The organism is Streptomyces sp. NPDC057302, assembly GCF_042667685.1.
Lineage (GTDB): Bacteria > Actinomycetota > Actinomycetes > Streptomycetales > Streptomycetaceae > Streptomyces.
Genome location: NZ_JBHUZJ010000004.1, coordinates 138,640 through 157,554, shown reverse-complemented (window position 1 = coordinate 157,554; position 18,915 = coordinate 138,640). Strand labels below are relative to the sequence as shown.

The 18,915-nt window shown below is 69.4% G+C and carries 17 protein-coding genes; 11 read left to right on the top strand and 6 right to left on the bottom strand.

All coding sequences use genetic code 11. The features are described 5' to 3' along the window. The first annotated feature begins 37 nt into the window (after positions 1-37). Both ACFUPX_RS05150 and ACFUPX_RS05145 read left to right on the top strand, forming a co-directional pair. Entirely contained in the window at positions 38-1,606 is a 1,569-nt protein-coding gene (locus tag ACFUPX_RS05150) for an alpha/beta hydrolase (protein ID WP_383316152.1), read from the top strand. Positions 1,607-1,660: 54 nt separating this feature from the next. After that, positions 1,661-2,053: a RidA family protein gene (locus ACFUPX_RS05145; RefSeq protein WP_383316149.1), complete on the top strand. Its 393-nt coding sequence runs from the start codon at positions 1,661-1,663 to the stop codon at positions 2,051-2,053. Between the two features lie 20 nt (positions 2,054-2,073). On the opposite strand, the gene ACFUPX_RS05140 is transcribed toward ACFUPX_RS05145, so the two are convergent. After that, positions 2,074-2,643: an adenylosuccinate lyase gene (locus tag ACFUPX_RS05140; RefSeq protein WP_383316146.1), complete on the bottom strand. Its 570-nt coding sequence runs from the start codon at positions 2,641-2,643 to the stop codon at positions 2,074-2,076. 372 nt (positions 2,644-3,015) lie between these two features. Here ACFUPX_RS05140 and ACFUPX_RS05135 point away from each other — a divergent pair, with 372 nt between their 5' ends. The 9 genes from ACFUPX_RS05135 to pssA all read left to right on the top strand — a co-directional run bounded on the left by ACFUPX_RS05135 (position 3,016) and on the right by pssA (position 13,906). Beyond that, complete coding sequence (locus tag ACFUPX_RS05135) at positions 3,016-4,806, top strand: 3-hydroxyacyl-CoA dehydrogenase family protein (protein WP_383316143.1); 1,791 nt, start codon at positions 3,016-3,018, stop codon at positions 4,804-4,806. Positions 4,807-4,930: 124 nt separating this feature from the next. Next, entirely contained in the window at positions 4,931-5,734 is an 804-nt protein-coding gene (locus ACFUPX_RS05130) for a TetR family transcriptional regulator (RefSeq protein WP_237330317.1), read from the top strand. A gap of 415 nt (positions 5,735-6,149) precedes the next feature. Then, positions 6,150-7,487 carry a crotonyl-CoA carboxylase/reductase gene (gene ccrA / locus ACFUPX_RS05125; RefSeq protein WP_383316139.1) on the top strand — a complete coding sequence of 446 codons (1,338 nt, stop codon included), beginning with the start codon at positions 6,150-6,152 and terminating at the stop codon, positions 7,485-7,487. A 17-nt stretch (positions 7,488-7,504) separates the two neighbouring features. Then, positions 7,505-9,532, top strand: a complete 2,028-nt coding sequence (locus tag ACFUPX_RS05120; protein WP_383316136.1) for a methylmalonyl-CoA mutase family protein — start codon at positions 7,505-7,507, stop codon at positions 9,530-9,532. Then, complete coding sequence (locus tag ACFUPX_RS05115; protein ID WP_383316132.1) at positions 9,529-10,494, top strand: HpcH/HpaI aldolase/citrate lyase family protein; 966 nt, start codon at positions 9,529-9,531, stop codon at positions 10,492-10,494. Before ACFUPX_RS05120 ends, ACFUPX_RS05115 begins: the two co-directional genes overlap by 4 nt. A gap of 1 nt (position 10,495) precedes the next feature. Continuing rightward, positions 10,496-11,020 (top strand): MaoC family dehydratase, encoded by a 525-nt coding sequence (locus ACFUPX_RS05110; RefSeq protein WP_383316129.1) that lies wholly within the window; start codon positions 10,496-10,498, stop codon positions 11,018-11,020. A gap of 3 nt (positions 11,021-11,023) precedes the next feature. Then, positions 11,024-12,229, top strand: coding sequence for an acyl-CoA dehydrogenase family protein (locus ACFUPX_RS05105; protein WP_383316126.1), 1,206 nt, complete (start codon positions 11,024-11,026; stop codon positions 12,227-12,229). Between the two features lie 170 nt (positions 12,230-12,399). Next, the gene (locus ACFUPX_RS05100; protein ID WP_383316123.1) at positions 12,400-13,065 is read left to right on the top strand and encodes a phosphatidylserine decarboxylase; all 666 of its coding nucleotides are present in this window, start codon (positions 12,400-12,402) and stop codon (positions 13,063-13,065) included. Then, a complete protein-coding gene (pssA, locus tag ACFUPX_RS05095; protein ID WP_383316120.1) occupies positions 13,052-13,906 on the top strand; it encodes a CDP-diacylglycerol--serine O-phosphatidyltransferase in 855 nt (284 codons plus the stop codon). The genes ACFUPX_RS05100 and pssA overlap by 14 nt, the downstream gene beginning before the upstream one ends. 92 nt (positions 13,907-13,998) lie before the next feature. Here the strand turns inward: pssA and ACFUPX_RS05090 are convergent, their stop codons facing one another. The 5 genes from ACFUPX_RS05090 to ACFUPX_RS05070 are packed head-to-tail and all read right to left on the bottom strand — an operon-like array spanning position 13,999 to position 18,886. Next, positions 13,999-15,264: an ABC transporter substrate-binding protein gene (locus tag ACFUPX_RS05090; protein ID WP_383316117.1), complete on the bottom strand. Its 1,266-nt coding sequence runs from the start codon at positions 15,262-15,264 to the stop codon at positions 13,999-14,001. Then, a complete protein-coding gene (locus tag ACFUPX_RS05085; RefSeq protein WP_383316114.1) occupies positions 15,261-16,376 on the bottom strand; it encodes a branched-chain amino acid ABC transporter permease in 1,116 nt (371 codons plus the stop codon). The genes ACFUPX_RS05090 and ACFUPX_RS05085 overlap by 4 nt, the downstream gene beginning before the upstream one ends. Next, positions 16,369-17,259, bottom strand: coding sequence for a branched-chain amino acid ABC transporter permease (locus tag ACFUPX_RS05080; protein WP_383316111.1), 891 nt, complete (start codon positions 17,257-17,259; stop codon positions 16,369-16,371). Before ACFUPX_RS05080 ends, ACFUPX_RS05085 begins: the two co-directional genes overlap by 8 nt. Then, positions 17,256-18,077 (bottom strand): ABC transporter ATP-binding protein, encoded by an 822-nt coding sequence (locus tag ACFUPX_RS05075; protein ID WP_383316107.1) that lies wholly within the window; start codon positions 18,075-18,077, stop codon positions 17,256-17,258. The genes ACFUPX_RS05080 and ACFUPX_RS05075 overlap by 4 nt, the downstream gene beginning before the upstream one ends. Beyond that, positions 18,074-18,886, bottom strand: a complete 813-nt coding sequence (locus tag ACFUPX_RS05070) for an ABC transporter ATP-binding protein (protein ID WP_383316104.1) — start codon at positions 18,884-18,886, stop codon at positions 18,074-18,076. Before ACFUPX_RS05070 ends, ACFUPX_RS05075 begins: the two co-directional genes overlap by 4 nt. Positions 18,887-18,915 lie beyond the last annotated feature (29 nt).

The following is an 18,915-nucleotide window of genomic DNA, read 5'->3' as shown; positions in this document are numbered from 1 at the left end:
GGGACCCGCGGCCCGCAGCCCCGTCCTTGGAGACCGGATGAACAGACGCGCCTTCGCCCTGTGCGGCGTCGCCGCGGTGGTGGCCCCGCTGGTCGTGGCCGCGGTGCCCGCCGCGAGCGCCGACACCGCGAGCGCCCCGCGCGCCGCCTCCCTCACCTGGGAGAAGTGCGCGACCAAGGACTATCCGACGCTTCAGTGCTCCTCGCTGGAGGTCCCGCTCGACCACGACCTGCCGCACGGACGGCAGATCACCCTCGCGCTGTCCCGCGTCCCGCACACCGCGAAGAAGTCCCAGGGCCCGCTCCTGGTCAACCCCGGCGGTCCCGGCGGCAGCGGCCTGGCCCTCGCCGGGTTCGTCGCCAAGACGCTGCCGGCGTCCGTGTCGGCGCGGTACGACGTGATCGGCTTCGACCCGCGCGGCGTCGGCAGGAGCAAGCCCGCCCTCGACTGCCGCCCCGGCCACTTCGACCCGGTGCGCCCCGACCCCGTACCGGCCACGGCGGCGGTCGAGACGGCCAATCTGGACCGGACGCAGGCCTTCGTGACGGCGTGCGCCAAGAAGTACGCGGACGTCATGCCGTTCATCGACACGGTGAGCGCGGTCAAGGACATGGACGCGATCCGCGGCGCGCTCGGCGCCAAGAAGATCAACTTCTTCGGCTACTCGTACGGCACGTACCTGGGCGCCGTCTACGGCAAGCTCTTCCCGGACCGGGTGCGCCGCATGGTCCTCGACTCGGTCGTCGACCCCACGGGCGTCTGGTACGACGCCAACATCCAGCAGGACTACGCCTTCGACGCCCGCCACAAGGCGTTCGCCGCCTGGGTCGCCGAGCACGACAGGACGTACGGGCTCGGCACGGACCCGGCCGGGGTCGAGGCCAAGTGGTACGCGATGCGGGCAGCCGTCGCGAAGAAGCCCGCGGGCAAGAAGGTGGGCGCGGGCGAGCTGGAGGACACCTACCTGCCGGGCGGCTACTTCAACGGCTACTGGCCCTTCCTGGCCGAGGCGTTCGCCTCGTACGTGAACGACAAGAGCGCGGATCGGCTCGTGGAGGCGTACGAGCGCTTCGGCGCGGTCGACGCGGCGGGCGACAACGGCTACAGCGTCTACGCAGCCGTGCAGTGCCGTGACGCGGGCTGGCCGCGCGACTGGAGCACCTGGCGGGACGACAACTGGAAGGTCCACGAGAAGGCGCCGTTCATGGCCTGGAGCAACGCCTGGTACAACGCGCCGTGCGCGTACTGGCCGACGGGATCGTTCGAGCCGACGAACGTGTCCAACGCCGACCTGCCACCGGTGCTGCTCCTCCAGGCGACGGACGACGCGGCGACCCCGTACGAGGGCGGCGTCACCATGCACCGCAAGCTGCACGGATCGAGCCTGGTCGTGGAGGAGGGCGGCGCCAACCACGGCATCTCCCTCTCCGGGAACACCTGCCTGGACAAGCACCTGGCGACATACCTGAAGTCCGGAAAGGTACCGAGGAGCGGCGGCGAGACCGATGCGGTGTGCGAGGCGCTCCCCGCCCCGAAGCCGATGAGCACCAAGACCGGCGCGAGCCCCGGGGCCACGCTGCACGGGCTGCTCGGCTTCCGCGCCTGAGCAACGGCCGAGCCCGTCGGGGGTGTTGTCAGACCCGTGGTCCAGGATGGGGCCATGAGCCGACTGACCCACATCAACGCGCCCGACGGCGTCTTCCCCGCCGCCCAGTACACGCACGTGGTGATGGGGACGGGCCGCTTCGTGGCGATCGCCGGCCAACTCGCCCTGGACAGGGACGGGGAGCTGGTCGGCGAGGACGACCCGGCGGCTCAGGCCCGGCAGGTGTTCGACAATCTGTGGCACTGCCTCGTGGCGGCGGGCGGCAGTTTCCGGGACGTCGTGAAGCTGACGTACTACGTGACGGACATGGCCTACATGCGCGACATCCGGGCGGCGCGGGACACGTACATGGATCCGGAGCTCCTCCCCGCCGCCTCCGCGGTCCAGGTCTCCGCGCTGGTCGCGCCGCAGTTCCTGATGGAGATAGAGGCGTACGCCGTGCTGTAGCGCGACCCGATCGGCCGAAGCTAGGCAGGAAGTCTGGCCAGGGCCGCCGACGCCGCGGCCGCGAGGCGCGGGTAGCCGCAGGCCTGGGTCAGGACGGGGCGGGCCCGCGGGTCCCCGAGGGCTCCCAGGCCCTCCACGCAGGCCAGCGCGATCTTGCCGAACGGATCGTGCGGGGCGAGTCTGCGGCTCAGCGTGGTGATCAGGGCGGGCGCCGACTCAGGGGCGCGCAGTTCGGTGAGCAGACGCACCGGGTACAGGGCGTAGGCCACCCGCAGCTCATTGGTGGCCAGGGCGGCTGCCGCCCGTGCCGTACGCGGGTCGCCCAGCCTGGCCAGGGCGTACGCCGCGGCCGCGCACCGCGATGGATCCCGGTGGTTCAGGAGCAGCACGAGGGACTCGAAGGCCCGGCTGTCCCCGGCGGCGCCCAGGCGGACCGCCGCGAGCTCCCGTGCCCACAGTGGCTGACCCGCCGCGGCGAGCACCTCCGCCAGTTCCTCCACGTCGCCGGTCGCGACCAGCCTCTCGTAACTCTCCGAGACCCCCGCCTCGCGGCGTAAGCGTTCCGTCACCGTCCGCAACTCCACGTCCATGACGGGGAGCCTATCCGCGATACAGATCACAAACCCTGGGGACTGGCGCGCTCGTTACTCGCCGGTTAATCTCATGTGAGCGGGGCATACTCCCCGCCAAGCAGTTCCCTCCTCAGGGCGGCCTGGTGACGCAGCCGCCTGGAGGTCCCCCACGCCGTCGAGGCGGTGGGGAGCATGTCGGTTCGGTGCATCAGGCACCTCAGCTCCATCCAGTACGACGTGGCTCCGGGACAGGGCCGGTCGACTCTTCACGGGCGTGCGCGTTTCGCCGCCCGGTCACGACACGCAGCAGCTCATCCTCCGTACGCCGCGCCGCCGTTGCCGCGCACCGCGTGCGCCCCTCAGTCGTCACTCACTTCCTGGAGTCCACGCATGGACACTCCCTTGAACACCGTTGCCGTGATCGGTCTCGGCACGATGGGCACCGGCATCGCCGAGGTCCTGGCCCGCGCCGGACGCGAGGTCATCGGCATCGACATCAGCGAGGCCGCGGGCGCCCAGGCCGTCGCCGCCATCGAGTCGTCGACAGCGCGCGCCGTGCGCCGTGAGCAGCTCACCGAGGACGAGCGGCGCGACGCCCTCGCCCGCATCCGCACCTTCACCGACCTCCAGGCCGCGTCCGACGCCGACCTGGTGATCGAGGTCGCCCCGGAGACGTACGAGATCAAGCAGCAGCTCATCCGCGAACTCGACGGCGTCGTGCGCCCCGAGACGATCATCGCGACCGGCACGAACGCGCTGTCCGTGACCCGGCTTGCCGCCGAGTCGGCGCGCCCCGAGCGGGTGCTCGGCCTGCACTTCTTCAACCCGGCCCCGGTGATGAAGCTGGTCGAGGTGGTCTCCTCCGTGCTGACCGCGCCCGCGGCCGTCGCCTCCGTCACCGACCTGGCGTACGCGCTCGGCAAGGAGCCCGTCGCGGTCGGCGACCGGCCCGGATTCGTCGCGGACGGCCTGCTCTTCGGCTACCTCAACCAGGCCGCGGCGATGTACGAGGCGAAGTACGCGTCCCGCGAGGACATCGACGCCGCGATGAAGCTGGGCTGCGGTCTGCCGATGGGCCCCCTGGCCCTGCTGGACCTGATCGGCGTCGACACGGCCCGTACGGTCCTGGACGCGATGTACTCCGAGTCGCACGACCGGCTGCACGCGCCCGCGCCGATCCTCAAGCAGCTCAGCGAGGCGGGCCTGACCGGCCGCAAGGCGGGGCGCGGCTTCTACTCGTACGACAAGGCGGCGGAGCCGGGCAGTTCGGCCGTGGTGCCCGACGCGCTGACCCCGCCGGAGGGCGGCGGCCGAACCGGTGGGCGCACCGTCCGCTCGGTCGGCGTCGCGGGCTCCGGGACCATGGCGTCCGGCATCGCCGAGGTCTTCGCCAAGGCCGGCTACGACGTGGTGCTCGCCGCGCGCAGCGAGGAGAAGGCGGCGAAGGCCAAGTCCCGTATCTCCAAGTCGCTTTCGCGTTCTGTCGACAAGGGGCGGATGACGGCGGAGACCGCGGCCAAGACCCTGGACCGGATCACTCCGGCCGGTTCGTACGACGCGTTCGCCGACGTCGATCTGGCCCTGGAGGCGGTCGCCGAGGACCTGGAGATCAAGCAGCAGCTGTTCGCGGCGTTCGACAAGGTCTGCAAGCCGGGCGCGATCCTGGCGACCACCACCTCGTCCCTGCCCGTGGTCGCCTGCGCCCGTGCCACCTCGCGTCCCGGTGACGTGATCGGCATGCACTTCTTCAACCCGGCACCGGCGATGAAGCTGGTCGAGGTGGTCCGCACGGTCCTCACCGACGACGACGTGCACGCGACGGTCCGCCAGGTCTGCGCGACCATCAAGAAGCACCCGGTGGACTGCGGCGACCGCGCGGGCTTCATCGTGAACGCGCTCCTGTTCCCCTACCTCAACAACGCGATCAAGATGGTCCAGGAGCACTACGCGACGCTCGACGACATCGACGCCGCGATGAAGCTCGGCGGCGGCTACCCCATGGGCCCCTTCGAGCTCCTGGACGTGGTCGGCCTGGACGTCTCGCTGGCCATCGAGAAGGTCCTGCACCGCGAGTTCCGCGACCCGGGCCTGGCCCCCGCTCCCCTGCTCGAACACCTGGTGGCCGCGGGCTGCCTCGGCCGCAAGACCGGCCGCGGCTTCCGCGAATATGCGGGGCGCTGAGCGGGAAGCGGACGGGGGCGCGCCTGAGACGGCACCCGGCACGGACTGGGGCGGGCTGCTCGGACCACCGGGCGGCCCCGTCCCGCACGAGCACTCGGCTGCGCATATGCAGTACGTTCGGGTCATGCCCAAGGCCGCCAAGTCCTCACGTACGCCCGCTACGCCCGACGCTCCGGAGAGCGCGGCGGGCAGCCGCGCCGCCGCCCAACGGCTCAAGATGCGCCGGGAGCTGGCGGCCGCGGCGATGGAGCTCTTCGCGTCCAAGGGGTACGAGGCGACGACGGTCGACGAGATCGCCGCCCAGGCCGGGGTCGCCCGCAGGACCTTCTTCCGCCACTTCCGTTCGAAGGAAGAGGCGATCTTCCCGGACCACGACGACACGCTGATCCGGGCGGAGGCGGTCCTGAACGCGGCGCCGCCGCACGAGCACCCGCTGGACACGGTGTGCCGGGGCATCAAGGAAGTCATGAAGATGTACGCGGCCTCGCCCGCGGTCTCCGTCGAGCGGTACCGCCTCACGCGCGAGGTCCCCACGCTGCGCGAGCGGGAGATCGCCTCGGTGGCCCGCTACGAACGGCTTTTCACGCGCTATCTCCTGGGCCACTTCGACGAGCAGGCCCACCACGACGGCAACGACGACCCGCTGCTCGCGGAGGTCGCCGCGTCGGCGGTGGTGACCGCGCACAACCACGTCCTGCGCCGGTGGCTGCGCGCGGGCGGCCAGGGCGACGTGGAGACCCAGCTGGACCACGCCTTCGCCATCGTGCGCAGGACCTTCGGTTCGGGCATCGGGGCGGGCCGTGACACCACCACCGCTCCGGCGGCATCGGTGAGCACCGGGGGCGACGTCCTGGTCACGGTGGCACGGACGGACGCGCCGCTCGACGAGATCATGCGGACGATCGAGAAGGCGCTCCGGGAGTCTTAGGCCCCGACCTTAGATCCCTTTTTGCACCTTTCGTCCTGCGCTTTTAAGGGGGCGCTACCCACGGGTAGCGCCCCCTTCGTCATGCCGTCACACCCTCTGACCTGCACTGATCGATCATCCATCAAAAATTGATGGCACTCAGTGTCTTGCTCACTGGCACGCGGTGTCATACGTTGATGTTGTCCGGGCGGCCGGCGTGCAGAGAACTTCCGTACGCCGGCTGTCCCCACAAGCCACCCGGCTGGTGCGCCCGGACGCCTGCGTCACAGGCAACCTCCCGCGCCACACCAAGCGCTGCCGAGCAACACCTTCGCCGAACCGACGGCACACCCTCACAAGCACCAGCAGCACCCGACGTAACCCTCAAGAGCGTGATCCCCTCAAAGGGGGCACGCACTTCGCCGGAGGCATCACCGTGAAGGAAATCCTGGACGCGATCCAGTCGCCGGACACCACGTCCGCCGACTTCGCCGCTCTTCCCCTCCCCGAGTCCTACCGCGCGATCACCGTGCACAAGGACGAGGCGGAGATGTTCGCCGGGCTCGAGACCCGCGACAAGGACCCCCGCAAGTCGCTGCACCTGGACAACGTGCCGGTGCCGGAACTCGGCCCGGGTGAGGCCCTGGTGGCCGTGATGGCCTCCTCGGTCAACTACAACTCGGTGTGGACCTCGATCTTCGAGCCGGTCTCCACCTTCAGCTTCCTGGAGCGCTACGGCCGCCTGAGCGAGCTCACCAAGCGCCACGACCTGCCGTACCACGTGATCGGCTCCGACCTCGCGGGCGTCGTCCTGCGCACCGGACCCGGCGTGAACGCCTGGAACCCGGGCGACGAGGTCGTCGCGCACTGTCTGAGCGTCGAGCTGGAGTCGAGCGACGGCCACAACGACACGATGCTCGACCCCGAGCAGCGCATCTGGGGCTTCGAGACCAACTTCGGCGGCCTCGCCGAGATCGCTCTGGTCAAGTCCAACCAGCTCATGCCCAAGCCGGACCACCTGAGCTGGGAAGAGGCCGCGTCGCCGGGCCTGGTGAACTCCACCGCCTACCGCCAGCTGGTCTCGCGCAACGGCGCGGGCATGAAGCAGGGCGACAACGTCCTGATCTGGGGCGCGAGCGGCGGCCTCGGTTCGTACGCCACCCAGTTCGCCCTGGCCGGCGGCGCCAACCCGATCTGTGTCGTCTCCAGCGAGCAGAAGGCGGACATCTGCCGGGCGATGGGCGCCGACGCGATCATCGACCGCAACGCCGAGGGCTACAAGTTCTGGAAGGACGAGCACAACCAGGACCCCAAGGAGTGGAAGCGCTTCGGCAAGCGCATCCGCGAGCTGACCGGCGGCGAGGACGTGGACATCGTCTTCGAGCACCCGGGCCGCGAGACCTTCGGCGCCTCGGTCTACGTCACCCGCAAGGGCGGCACCATCGTCACCTGCGCCTCCACCTCGGGCTACAACCACGAGTACGACAACCGCTACCTGTGGATGTCCCTGAAGAAGATCGTGGGCTCGCACTTCGCGAACTACCGCGAGGCCTGGGAGGCCAACCGCCTCATCTCCAAGGGCAAGATCCACCCCACCCTCTCCCGCGTCTACTCCCTCGAAGAGACCGGCCAGGCCGCCTACGACGTGCACCGCAACCTCCACCAGGGCAAGGTCGGCGTCCTCGCCCTCGCGCCCCAGGAGGGCCTCGGCGTGCGCGACCCGGAGATGCGGGCCACGCACATCGACGCGATCAACCGCTTCCGTAACGTCTGAGGGCTGAGGGTTCGCACATGACAGAGCGTCAGAAGGACCGGCCGTGGCTCATGCGGACCTATGCCGGCCACTCCACGGCCGAGGCGTCCAACGAGCTGTACCGGCGCAACCTCGCCAAGGGCCAGACGGGCCTCTCGGTCGCGTTCGACCTGCCCACGCAGACCGGCTACGACCCCGACCACATCCTCGCCCGCGGCGAGGTCGGCAGGGTCGGGGTCCCCGTCTCGCACGTCGGCGACATGCGGCGCCTGTTCCAGGACATCCCCCTGGACCAGATGAACACCTCGATGACGATCAATGCCACGGCCATGTGGCTCCTGGCGCTCTATCAGGTGGTGGCGGAGGAGCAGGGCGTGGACATCACGCAGCTCCAGGGGACGACGCAGAACGACATCGTCAAGGAGTACCTCTCGCGCGGGACGCACGTCTTCCCGCCGGTGCCCTCCCTCCGCCTCACCACCGACATGATCACGTACACGGTGGCCCACATCCCCAAGTGGAACCCGATCAACATCTGCAGCTACCACCTCCAGGAGGCCGGGGCCACGCCGGTGCAGGAGATCGCGTACGCGATGTCCACCGCCGTCGCCGTCCTGGACGCCGTGCGCGACTCCGGGCAGGTGCCCCAGGAGAAGTTCGGTGACGTCGTCGCCCGGATCTCCTTCTTCGTGAACGCGGGCGTCCGCTTCGTCGAGGAGATGTGCAAGATGCGGGCGTTCGGCCGTATCTGGGACCGGATCACGCGTGAGCGGTACGGCATCACCGACCCCAAGCAGCGCCGCTTCCGCTACGGCGTGCAGGTCAACTCGCTCGGCCTGACCGAGGCGCAGCCCGAGAACAACGTCCAGCGCATCGTCCTGGAGATGCTGGCCGTCACGCTCTCCAAGGACGCACGCGCGCGTGCCGTGCAGCTTCCCGCCTGGAACGAGGCCCTGGGTCTGCCCCGGCCGTGGGACCAGCAGTGGTCGCTGCGCATCCAGCAGGTGCTCGCCCTGGAGAGCGATCTCCTGGAGTACGAGGACATCTTCGAGGGCTCGCACGTCATCGAGGCCAAGGTGGAGTCCCTCGTCGAGGAGTCCCTCGCCGAGATCGACCGCATCGAGCAGATGGGCGGCGCGATGGCCGCCGTCGAGTCCGGCTACCTGAAGTCGCAGCTGGTCTCCTCGCACGCCGAGCGCAGGGCGCGCATCGAGTCGGGCGAGGAGAAGATCGTCGGCGTCAACGCCTACGAGTCGACCGAGCCGAACCCGCTCACCGCTGACCTGGACACCGCGATCATGACGGTCGACCCGGCCGTCGAGAACCGCGTCGTGACCGCCCTGGGGCGCTGGCGCGACACCCGCTACCAGCCGCCGTTCAACCACCCGCGCCCCTGCAAGGCCCTGGAGAAGCTGAAGGAGGTCGCCGCGGGGAAGGGCAACCTCATGGAAGCCACCCTGGAGTGCGCACGCGCCGGTGTGACGACCGGGGAGTGGTCCGGCGCCCTGCGGGAGGTCTTCGGTGAGTTCCGGGCGCCCACGGGCGTCTCCAGCGCTCCGGTGACCGTCACCGCGGAGGCCGGCACGCCGCTGGCCCTGGTCCGCGACAAGGTCGCCAAGACCGCCGCCGACCTCGGCACCGGCAAGCTGCGCTTCCTGGTCGGCAAGCCGGGCCTGGACGGGCACTCGAACGGGGCCGAGCAGATCGCGGTGCGTGCGCGCGACGCGGGCTTCGAGGTGGTCTACCAGGGCATCAGGCTGACGCCCGAGGAGATCGTCGCCGCCGCGCTCGCCGAGGACGTGCACGCCGTGGGTCTTTCGATCCTCTCCGGCTCCCACGCACAGCTCGTGCCGGACGTCCTGGTGCGCCTGCGCGAGGCGGGGGCGCCCGACATCCCCGTCATCGCGGGCGGCATCATCCCCAACAGCGACGCCGAGGACCTGAAGGCGGCGGGAGTGGCCGCCGTCTTCACCCCCAAGGACTTCGGCATCACCGAGATCATCGGCCGTATCGTCGACGAGATCCGGAAAGCGAACAAGCTCGACCCTCTGGAGGTCCCCGCATGACCGCGCCCATCAACCGCCTGCGCCCCCGCCGTTCATGTCTGGCGGTCCCGGGTTCGAACCCGCGCTTCCTGGAGAAGGCCCAGGGCCTCCCCGCCGACCAGGTCTTCCTCGACCTGGAGGACGCCTGCGCGCCGCTCGCCAAGCCGGAGGCCAGGCACACCATCGTCAAGTTCCTCAACGAGGGCGACTGGACGGGCAAGACGCGGGTCGTGCGCGTGAATGACTGGACGACCGAGTGGACGTACCGCGACGTCGTCACGGTCGTCGAGGGCGCGGGCCAGAACCTCGACTGCATCATGCTGCCGAAGGTGCAGAGCGCCGACCAGGTCGTCGCGCTGGACTTCCTGCTCACGCAGATCGAGAAGACGATGGGCTTCGAGGTCGGCAAGATCGGCATCGAGGCGCAGATCGAGAACGCGCAGGGCCTCAACAACGTGAACGCGATCGCGCAGGCGTCCCCGCGCGTCGAGACGATCATCTTCGGCCCGGCCGACTTCATGGCCTCCATCAACATGAAGTCCCTGGTCGTCGGCGAGCAGCCGCCCGGCTACCCGGCCGACGCCTACCACTTCATCCTGATGAAGATCCTGATGGCGGCCCGCGCCAACAACCTCCAGGCGATCGACGGCCCTTACCTCCAGATCAAGAACGTCGACGGCTACCGCGAGGTCGCGAACCGCGCCGCGGCCCTCGGCTTCGACGGCAAGTGGGTCCTGCACCCCGGCCAGGTCGACGCCGCCAACGAGGTCTTCTCGCCCTCCCAGGAGGACTTCGACCACGCCGAGCTGATCCTGGACGCGTACGACTACTGCACCTCCGAGGCGGGCGGCAAGAAGGGCTCCGCGATGCTCGGCGACGAGATGATCGACGAGGCGAGCCGCAAGATGGCCCTCGTCATCTCGGGCAAGGGGCGCGCCGCCGGCATGACCCGTACCTCCAAGTTCGAGATCCCGGAGGCCTGACGTGCAGTTCGGCCGCACCTACGAAGAGTTCACCGTCGGGGACGTCTACAAGCACTGGCCCGGAAAGACGGTCACCGAGTACGACGACCATCTCTTCTGCCTCCTGACGATGAACCACCACCCCCTCCACATGGACAGCAACTATGCGGAGAAGACGACGGACTTCGGGAAGAACGTCGTCGTGGGCAATTACATCTACTCGCTGCTCCTGGGCATGTCCGTGCCGGACGTCTCGGGCAAGGCGATCGCCAACCTGGAGGTCGAGTCGCTCAAGCACGTGGCGCCGACCTTCCACGGCGACACGATCTACGGCGAGACGACCGTCCTGGACAAGACTCCGTCGAAGTCCAAGTCGGACCGCGGGATCGTCTACGTGGAGACCAAGGGATACAAGCAGGACGGCACGATGGTCTGCGTGTTCCGCCGCAAGGTGATGGTCCCCACCGAGACGTACATCAAGGAGCGCGGCGGCGAGCAGCCCGGCCGCCCGGAGTTGAACGCCCCTTCGAAGAGCACGGAGAAGTAAGCGATGAGCCGACTCGCGCAGACCGCAGGTCTCACCGACATCCAGCGAGAGATCCTGTCCACCGTCCGGGACTTCGTCGACAAGGAGATCATCCCGGTCGCCACGGAGCTCGAGCACCGTGACGAGTACCCGCAGAAGATCGTGGACGGTCTCAAGGAGTTGGGCCTCTTCGGGCTCATGATCCCGGAGGAGTACGGCGGTCTGGGCGAGTCGCTGCTCACGTACGCGCTGTGCGTCGAGGAGATCGCGCGTGGCTGGATGTCGGTCTCCGGCATCATCAACACCCACTTCATCGTCGCTTACATGCTCAAGCAGCACGGGACGCAGGAGCAGAAGGACACCTTCCTGCCGCGCATGGCGGCCGGCGAGGTGCGCGGCGCGTTCTCCATGTCGGAGCCGGCGCTCGGCTCGGACGTGTCGGCGATCACGTCCAAGGGCGTCAAGGACGGCGACGAGTACATCCTCAACGGTCAGAAGATGTGGCTGACCAACGGCGGAACGTCGACTCTGGTGGCCGTTCTGTGCCGGAGTGACGAAGGACACCCGGAGGGCACGGCGCCCCACAAGTCGATGACGACCTTCCTCGTGGAGAAGGAGCCCGGCTTCGGAGAGGTCCGGCCGGGACTCACCATCCCCGGCAAGATCGACAAGATGGGTTACAAGGGCGTCGACACGACCGAACTCATCATGGACGGACTGCGAATTCCGGCCAATCGCGTGCTCGGCGGGACCACCGGACGCGGTTTTTACCAAATGATGGACGGCGTCGAAGTCGGCCGTGTGAATGTCGCGGCGCGTGGCTGCGGTGTTGCTCAGCGTGCATTTGAGCTCGGTGTCTCATATGCCCAGCAACGTCACACTTTCGGCAAGGCGATCGCCCAGCACCAGGCGATTCAGTTCAAGCTGGCCGAGATGGCTACCAAGGTCGAGGCCGCCCATGCGATGATGGTGAATGCAGCACGCAAAAAGGACTCGGGGGAACGAAACGACCTCGAAGCAGGGATGGCGAAGTACCTCGCATCCGAATACTGCAAAGAAGTCGTAGAGGACGCGTTCCGGATTCATGGCGGTTACGGCTTCTCGAAGGAGTACGAGATCGAGCGCCTGTACCGTGAGGCTCCGATGCTGCTGATCGGCGAAGGTACCGCCGAGATCCAGAAAATGATCATCGGGCGCCGACTGCTCGAAGAGTATCGACTCCAGGGCTAGATGCCCGATTTGGGGCAGTTTCTTCGAGAAGAAGGTCACACCCTGTCAACACTCTTCGGCCGTCGACTCCGCTTCCTGGCTTGCCCAGTTGTGGCTCGCAACCGATACCATCCGGAAAAAGCCGCCGTCCCCCGTTAACTGCGCGGCATCATCCGCTACGAAGGTCATCCATGCCCCACAGCCAAACCTCTGCACCACGCGACAGCCTCGCTGGCGTACGCCTTGCGCGCGGAGCATCGCCGTGGCTCCTGCCGACTGTCGCCACCGCGGCACTCAGCCTCGTCCGCGCGCGTCGTGCTCCCAAGCCGGGGGTTGCCGCGGCCGTGGCCGTGCCTGCCACCGCTCTGGCGGCGGGCATGCTGTGGTTCTTCCGCGACCCCGAGCGCGACATCGCCCAGGGCCGGGTCATCTCCCCGGCCGACGGCGTGGTGCAGAGCATCATGCCGTGGAAGGACGGACGCACCCGGGTCGCGATCTTCATGAGCCCGTTGAACGTCCACGTCAACCGCGCGCCCCTCGCGGGCACGGTGACGTCCGTGGAGCACATCCCCGGCGGGTTCGTCCCGGCGTTCAACAAGGAGAGCGAGAACAACGAGCGCGTCGTCTGGCACTTCGACACCGAACTCGGTGACATCGAGATGATCCAGATCGCGGGCGCCGTCGCGCGGCGCATCGTTCCTTACGTGCCGCAGGGCACGAAGGTGGAGCAAGGCGAACGGATCGGCCTGATCCGCTTCGGCTCCCGTGTCGACATCTATCTCCCCGAGGGTGTCGAGGTGGACGTCGAGGTCGGTCAGAAGACCGTGGCTGGGGTGACTCGAATTGACCGTGGTTGATCCTGAAACACAAGCGGGCTGGGTGCCCGAGGCGGCGGAGGACGAGGCCGACGAGGAGATGCCTCTCTCACTCCGCCTCTCGATAGCGGACACCCTCACGCTCGGTAACGCCACGTGCGGGTTCATGGCGGTGTACTTCACCACCACGGGCATCCTCATCCCGCACCTCCAGGGCAGCAACGAGAGCGGCATGGCGCGGCACTCCGCCGCGACCGCCGTGATCCTGATGCTCTGCGCGGCCGTCTTCGACCTCTTCGACGGGCTCGTGGCGCGCAAGCTGCGGTCCTCGCCGATGGGCGCCGAGCTCGACAACCTGTCGGACCTGATCAGCTTCGGTCTGGCCCCCGCGTACTTCGTGCTCGTCTACGGCATGGTCGCCGACGACGCGCACCAGAGAGTGGCCGCGGTCGGAGCGATCGTCGTGCTGTTGGCGGTGGTGCTGCGGCTTGCGCGGTTCAGTTGCGTGACCGTGAAGGACGGCACCTTCCAGGGCATGCCCTCGCCCTTCGGCGCCCTCACGGTCGTCTCGATCGTGCTCCTGGAGCTCCCCTTCTGGGCGACGCTCCTCGCGATCATCGGCACGGCGTGGCTCATGGTCAGCCGGGTCGAGTACCCCAAGCCGCGGGGTCCCCTCGCGGTGGCCATGCTCTCGTGGATCGTCGCGGCCATGGGGCTGCTCGCGGCCTGGGCGTTCGACGCGCCGGGCGGCCTGCTCCTCCTGCAGACCGGCTGCGCGCTCCAGGTGGTCCTCGGCGCGGTGATCCCCCTCTTCGCCACGGCCCGCAGGGTGAACAACTTCCGGGACAACCGGCGCGAGGCACGGGCGGCACAGCTGCCGTAGCGGTTTTTCCGTACGTCGTGGAAGGGGCCCGAACCAATTGGTTCGGGCCCCTTCTCGTTGCCCGGGACGGGCCGCTCCGGCGCGGTGTGGGCTCAGGCGCCCGGCGTGAACCCCTCGGCCGCCGTCGAGGCACCCGGCTGCCTGACCACCTTCATGCCGCCCGTCACGCCCTTGTCGGGGCGCAGGATGACGCTCTCCTTCGACGAGGGCGCCTTAGGGTCGGTGAAGTCCTGGGTGACGCCGAAGCCCGTGTCGTACGCGTTGATCGTCAGGAGCGCCTTGTCGACGCCCTCACGGGTGAGGTCCTTGCTCTTGCACGCCTTCTTCAGGGCCTCGCCGAAGATGGCCGTCGCGGTCCAGCCGGCTGTCACGCCGTTGTCCAGGGCGTCCTTGGGGTACGCGGCCTTGTAGTCGGCGACCAGCTTCTTCGCGGCGGGGGTGTCCGCGCCGATCGGCAGGGTCGGCGAGGCCACGTAGTAGTTCTTCGCGAGGGCGGGGCCCGCCTGGGTGCCCAGGAGCTGGGGCGCGAACGCCGAGTTGTTGCCGATGATCGGCACGTCGAACTTGCCCGCGGCGGCGACACCCACCAGCGAGGCCGCCTGACGCGGGCCCGCACTGATCACCACGGCCTTCACCCCGGCCTTCTTCAGGGCCGCGACCTGCGCCGTCATGTCGTTGTCGGTCGGCTTGATCTTCTGCTCCACGACGGTGAGGCCCGACTTCTTCGCCATGTACCGCGAGCCCTTCAGCGCGTTCTCGCCGTAGTCGCCCTCGAAGTAGACGTGGCCGAGCTTGTCGCCCTTCTTGAGGCCCTTCTCCTTCATCAGGAAGTCGATCGCGTTGATCGTCTCCAGGTCGTACGTGGAGCCGACGACCCGTACGTACGGGCTGCCGAGCAGGTTCGCCGACCAGGCCTGCGGCAGCACGAGCCCCTTGTCGGACTCGACCCGCCGCTGGACGGCGGCGACGAACGGGGAGCCGATGAACTGGGCGAAGCCGAGGACTTCCGGCTCCAGCTCGGTGTACCCGGCGACGGCCTTCTGGGGGTCGTAGCCGTGGTCGCGGACGGTCAGCTTCAGCTTGCGGCCGCAGATGCCGCCGTCGGCGTTGGTCTGCTTGACGTAGAGCTGCTGGGCCTGGGTGACGCTCTTGCCGAGGGTCGCGTAGACGCCGGTCATGTCGGTGAGCACGCCGAGCGTGATCGCGTCGGCGGAGACGCCGACGCCGGTCTTGACGCCGCCCGCGCTCTTCTTGTCCCCCTTGTCGTCCTCCGCCTTGGAGCTGCAGCCTGCCACCGCGAGGAGCGCGGCAAGCGCCGTCGCCGTCGCGGTGGCCCTTCTCAATGTGTGTGAACTCATCGTTCCTCCCCTGGAGTTGGGCCGGACGTCGGCCTGGAGCGCCGGGCGGCGATGCTGGCCAGGCCGCCGGGCAAAAACAGCACCACGGCCACGATGGCGGCGCCGTACAGATAGCGGGACGCCTCGCCCGGTGTGATTCCGCCGGTGCCGGGGGCCGAGACCAGGGGCAGCGCGTCGCTGTACCGGGTCAGGAGCTGCGGCAGCAGGGACACGACGGCGGCGCCGGCCACCGCGCCCGCCACCGAGCCGAGGCCGCCGATGACGATCATGGCGAGGTATTCGAGGGACAGCGTGATGCCGAAGTAGTCGGGCACCGTGCGCTGGAAGACGAGGGCGAGCAGGACTCCGGCGAGGCCCGCGTACATCGACGACAGGACGAAGACGCCCGCGCGGTAGCGGGCGACGGGCACCCCGATGACACCGGCGGCGATGCGGTGGTCGCGGATGGCGTTCATGGCGCGCCCCGGCCGCCCGCGCAGCACACCGCGGGCGAAGAGTCCGCAGCCCAGGAGGAGCACGAGCCCCGCGTACCAGAGCTTCTCCGACGCGCCGAAGGGCACGGCGGCCACCACGAGCTCGCTGTCGTCGAAGGTGATGCCGAAGACGTTCAGGGGCGGTACGTCGCGCCCGTTGGAGCCGCCGGTCAGATCGTGGGCGTTGAAGAGCACGTGCTGCCCGATGAAGATGAGGGCGAGGGTCGCGATGCCGAGGTACGCGCCGCGCAGGCGTCCCGCGATGGGGCTGAAGAGCCCGCCCGCGACGCCCGCGACGAGCACGGCGAGGGTGGCCGCGATCCAGGTGGGCAGGCCGAGTCCGGTCAGGCCGTCCTCGCCGTCCCCCGCGAAGACGCAGTATCCGTACGCGCCGATCGCGAGGAAGAAGGCGTGCCCCATGGAGAGCTGGCCGGTCGCGCCGGTGAGGAGGTTGAGGCCGATCGCGCCGATGGCCGCCGCCATGGCGAACAGGCCCGCCTGGAGCCAGAACCGGTCGAGGTAGAAGGGCAGGGCGAGCAGGAGCACGGCGCCCGCGATCCAGACGTACGTCCGGGGGCGGGTCAGCCCCGTGCGGCCTCGGGAGCGCAGCTCCCGGCCGTGGGCCAGGACTTCAGACACGGGTGAGCTCCTTCGTGCCGAAGAGTCCGGCGGGCCGGATGAGGAGGATGACGGTCATCACGAGGTAGGGCGCGAGGTCGCCCAGGCCCCGGCCCAGGAAGGTGAGCTCGCTCTGGTATCCGGTGGCGAGGGACTCGGTGACCCCGACGACGAGGCCGCCGACGAGCGCGCCCGTGGTGGAGTCGAGGCCGCCGAGGATCGCGGCGGGGAACGCCTTCAGGGCGGCGAGCGAGGTGGCCCGTTCGAGCCCCGGGGTGGGGAAGACGGTGAGGAAGAGCGCCGCCACGGCCGCGAGGCCGCCCGCCACCGCCCAGGCGCCGAGCGAGACCCGGCCGAGGCGGACCCCCATCAGGGCGGCCGTCTCCGGGCTCTCGGCCGCGGCGCGCATCGCCACGCCCCAGGAGGTGTAGCGGAAGGCGAGCAGGAAGGCGGTGATGAGGAGCGCGGCGGCGACGAACGCGGCGATCCGGGTGTACGCGATGGAGACCGACCCGATGGTGAGCACGGAGTCGCCCCAGGGGTCGCCGAGGGAGAGCACGTCAGTGCCCAGGCGCCGGGTGAGTTCGGTGGTGAGCAGGATGTCGACGCCGATCGTGACGATGGCGAGGACGCTGTGGTCGGAGCCGCGGTAGCGCCGCATGACGAGGAACTCGATGGCGGCGCCGACGACGGCGGCGCCCGCGATGCCGACGAGCAGCGCGGCCCAGAAGCCGATGTCGTCGTGGAGCGTGGCGGTGACGTAGCCGCCGGCCAGGAGCAGCGAGGCGTGTGCGAAGTTCACCACCTCGGTGGCCCGGAAGATGACGACGAAGCCGAGGGCGATGAGGGCGTAGACGGAGCCCATCGAGAGACCGTTGAGCAGCAGCTCGACGAAGGTGGTCATGAGGTGGCCTCCTCTCCCAGGTACGCCCGCACGACCGCCGGGTCGTTCTGCACGGCCGCCGGGGCGCCGTCCGCTATGCGCCGGCCGAAGTCCAGTACGGTCACCGCGTCCGCGAGCCGCATCACCACCCCCATGTCGTGTTCCACCAGGACGATCGAGATTCCGAGGCTGTCGCGGACGCCCGCGATGACGGCGGCGGTGCGCTGCCGCTCGTCGGCGGTCATGCCCGCGACGGGCTCGTCGAGCAGGAGCAGCCGGGGCTCCATGCACAAGGCGCGTGCCAGTTCGGCGAGTTTCTGCTGTCCGTAGGGCAAAGAGCCCGCGGGGGCGTGCAGTTGCTGTTCGATGCCGACGAACGCGGCTATCTCCCGCACCCGTTCGCGGTGGGTGCGCTCCTCGCGTGTGGCCGAGGGGAGGCGTAGTCCCGCGGCGAGGAATCCCGTGCGGGTCAGGCGGTGGCGGCCGAGCATCAGGCTGTCGGCGACCGTGGCGCGCGGCGGCAGGGCGAGGTTCTGGAAGATCCGTGCCACGCCGAGGTCGGCGATGCGGTGCGGAGGCATCGCCGTCAGCTCGTGCCCGCCGAAGCGGACGCTGCCGCCGGTGGCGCGGTACACGCCGGACAGGACGTTGAAGCAGGTCGACTTCCCCGCGCCGTTGGGCCCGATGACGGCGTGCACGGTGCCCGGCGCGACGGTGAAGCTGACGGCGTCGAGCGCGGTGAGCCCGGCGAACCGGACGGTCAACTCCCGTACCTCCAGGGCGGGTACGTCGTCCCTGTCCTCGGGCGGCGCATCGGCCGCCGTGTGGTCCTCGGTCATCGTCGGCCCGCCCATCTCCGCAGCACCGGCAGGGCGCTGACCCCGCGGGAGGCGTCGGCCGCGGCGGTCTCGTCGACCACGCCGAGGTAGCGGCGGCGTACCTCGTCGGAGGCGGACAGCTCGTCCGCCGGTCCGGCGAGTGCCACTTCGCCCACGTCCAGGACGTACGCACGCGAGGCGAGGCGCAGCGCGAGTGCGGCGTTCTGCTCGACGAGGAGGACCGAGGTGCCCTGGGTGTTGATCTCCTGGATGGTCTCGGCGATACGTGCCGCCATCAACGGGGCGAGCCCCAGGGAGGGTTCGTCCAGGAGCAGCAGCTTCGGTGAGGCCATCAGCGCCCTGGCCACCGCCAGCATCTGCTGCTCGCCGCCCGACAGGAGCCCGGCCCGCTGGCCCCCGCGCTCGGCGAGCACCGGGAAGAGCTCGTGGACGCGCTGAAGGGCCCTGGCCTTCGCGGACCGGCTGCCCGCGGAGCCGAGGGCGCCGGCCCGCAGATTGTCGGCGACGGTCATCCGCGCGAACACCCTTCTTCCTTCGGGTACTTGGGAGACTCCAGCGGCGACCACCCGGTCCGCGTGGAGTCCGTCGATGCGCCGTCCGCCGAAGTGGATGGAGCCGGTGGTGAGCGCACCCCGGTGGAAGGCGAGGGTGCGTGAAATGGCGCGCAGGAGCGTCGACTTGCCCGCGCCGTTGCCGCCGAGCACCGCGACGACGGCGCCGTCCGGTACTTCGAGCGACACCTCGCGCAGTGCGCGTACCGGCCCGTATCCCACCGACGCGTCCTGTACGACCAGTCCGGAACCACCCACCTGGGACCCCCTGTCCTGTGCCTGTCCTG

What these genes read in the sequence shown, in the direction of transcription:
- ACFUPX_RS05140 (WP_383316146.1), bottom strand. Translation starts at nt 2,643, where the DNA reads ATGGACGTGGAGTTGCGGACGGTGACGGAACGCTTACGCCGCGAGGCG.
- ACFUPX_RS05120 (WP_383316136.1), top strand. Translation starts at nt 7,505, where the DNA reads ATGACAGAGCGTCAGAAGGACCGGCCGTGGCTCATGCGGACCTATGCC.
- ACFUPX_RS05100 (WP_383316123.1), top strand. Translation starts at nt 12,400, where the DNA reads ATGCCCCACAGCCAAACCTCTGCACCACGCGACAGCCTCGCTGGCGTA.
- ACFUPX_RS05075 (WP_383316107.1), bottom strand. Translation starts at nt 18,077, where the DNA reads ATGACCGAGGACCACACGGCGGCCGATGCGCCGCCCGAGGACAGGGAC.
- ACFUPX_RS05090 (WP_383316117.1), bottom strand. Translation starts at nt 15,264, where the DNA reads ATGAGTTCACACACATTGAGAAGGGCCACCGCGACGGCGACGGCGCTT.
- ACFUPX_RS05105 (WP_383316126.1), top strand. Translation starts at nt 11,024, where the DNA reads ATGAGCCGACTCGCGCAGACCGCAGGTCTCACCGACATCCAGCGAGAG.
- ACFUPX_RS05130 (WP_237330317.1), top strand. Translation starts at nt 4,931, where the DNA reads ATGCCCAAGGCCGCCAAGTCCTCACGTACGCCCGCTACGCCCGACGCT.
- ACFUPX_RS05080 (WP_383316111.1), bottom strand. Translation starts at nt 17,259, where the DNA reads ATGACCACCTTCGTCGAGCTGCTGCTCAACGGTCTCTCGATGGGCTCC.
- ACFUPX_RS05115 (WP_383316132.1), top strand. Translation starts at nt 9,529, where the DNA reads ATGACCGCGCCCATCAACCGCCTGCGCCCCCGCCGTTCATGTCTGGCG.
- ACFUPX_RS05150 (WP_383316152.1), top strand. Translation starts at nt 38, where the DNA reads ATGAACAGACGCGCCTTCGCCCTGTGCGGCGTCGCCGCGGTGGTGGCC.
- ACFUPX_RS05135 (WP_383316143.1), top strand. Translation starts at nt 3,016, where the DNA reads ATGGACACTCCCTTGAACACCGTTGCCGTGATCGGTCTCGGCACGATG.
- ACFUPX_RS05145 (WP_383316149.1), top strand. Translation starts at nt 1,661, where the DNA reads ATGAGCCGACTGACCCACATCAACGCGCCCGACGGCGTCTTCCCCGCC.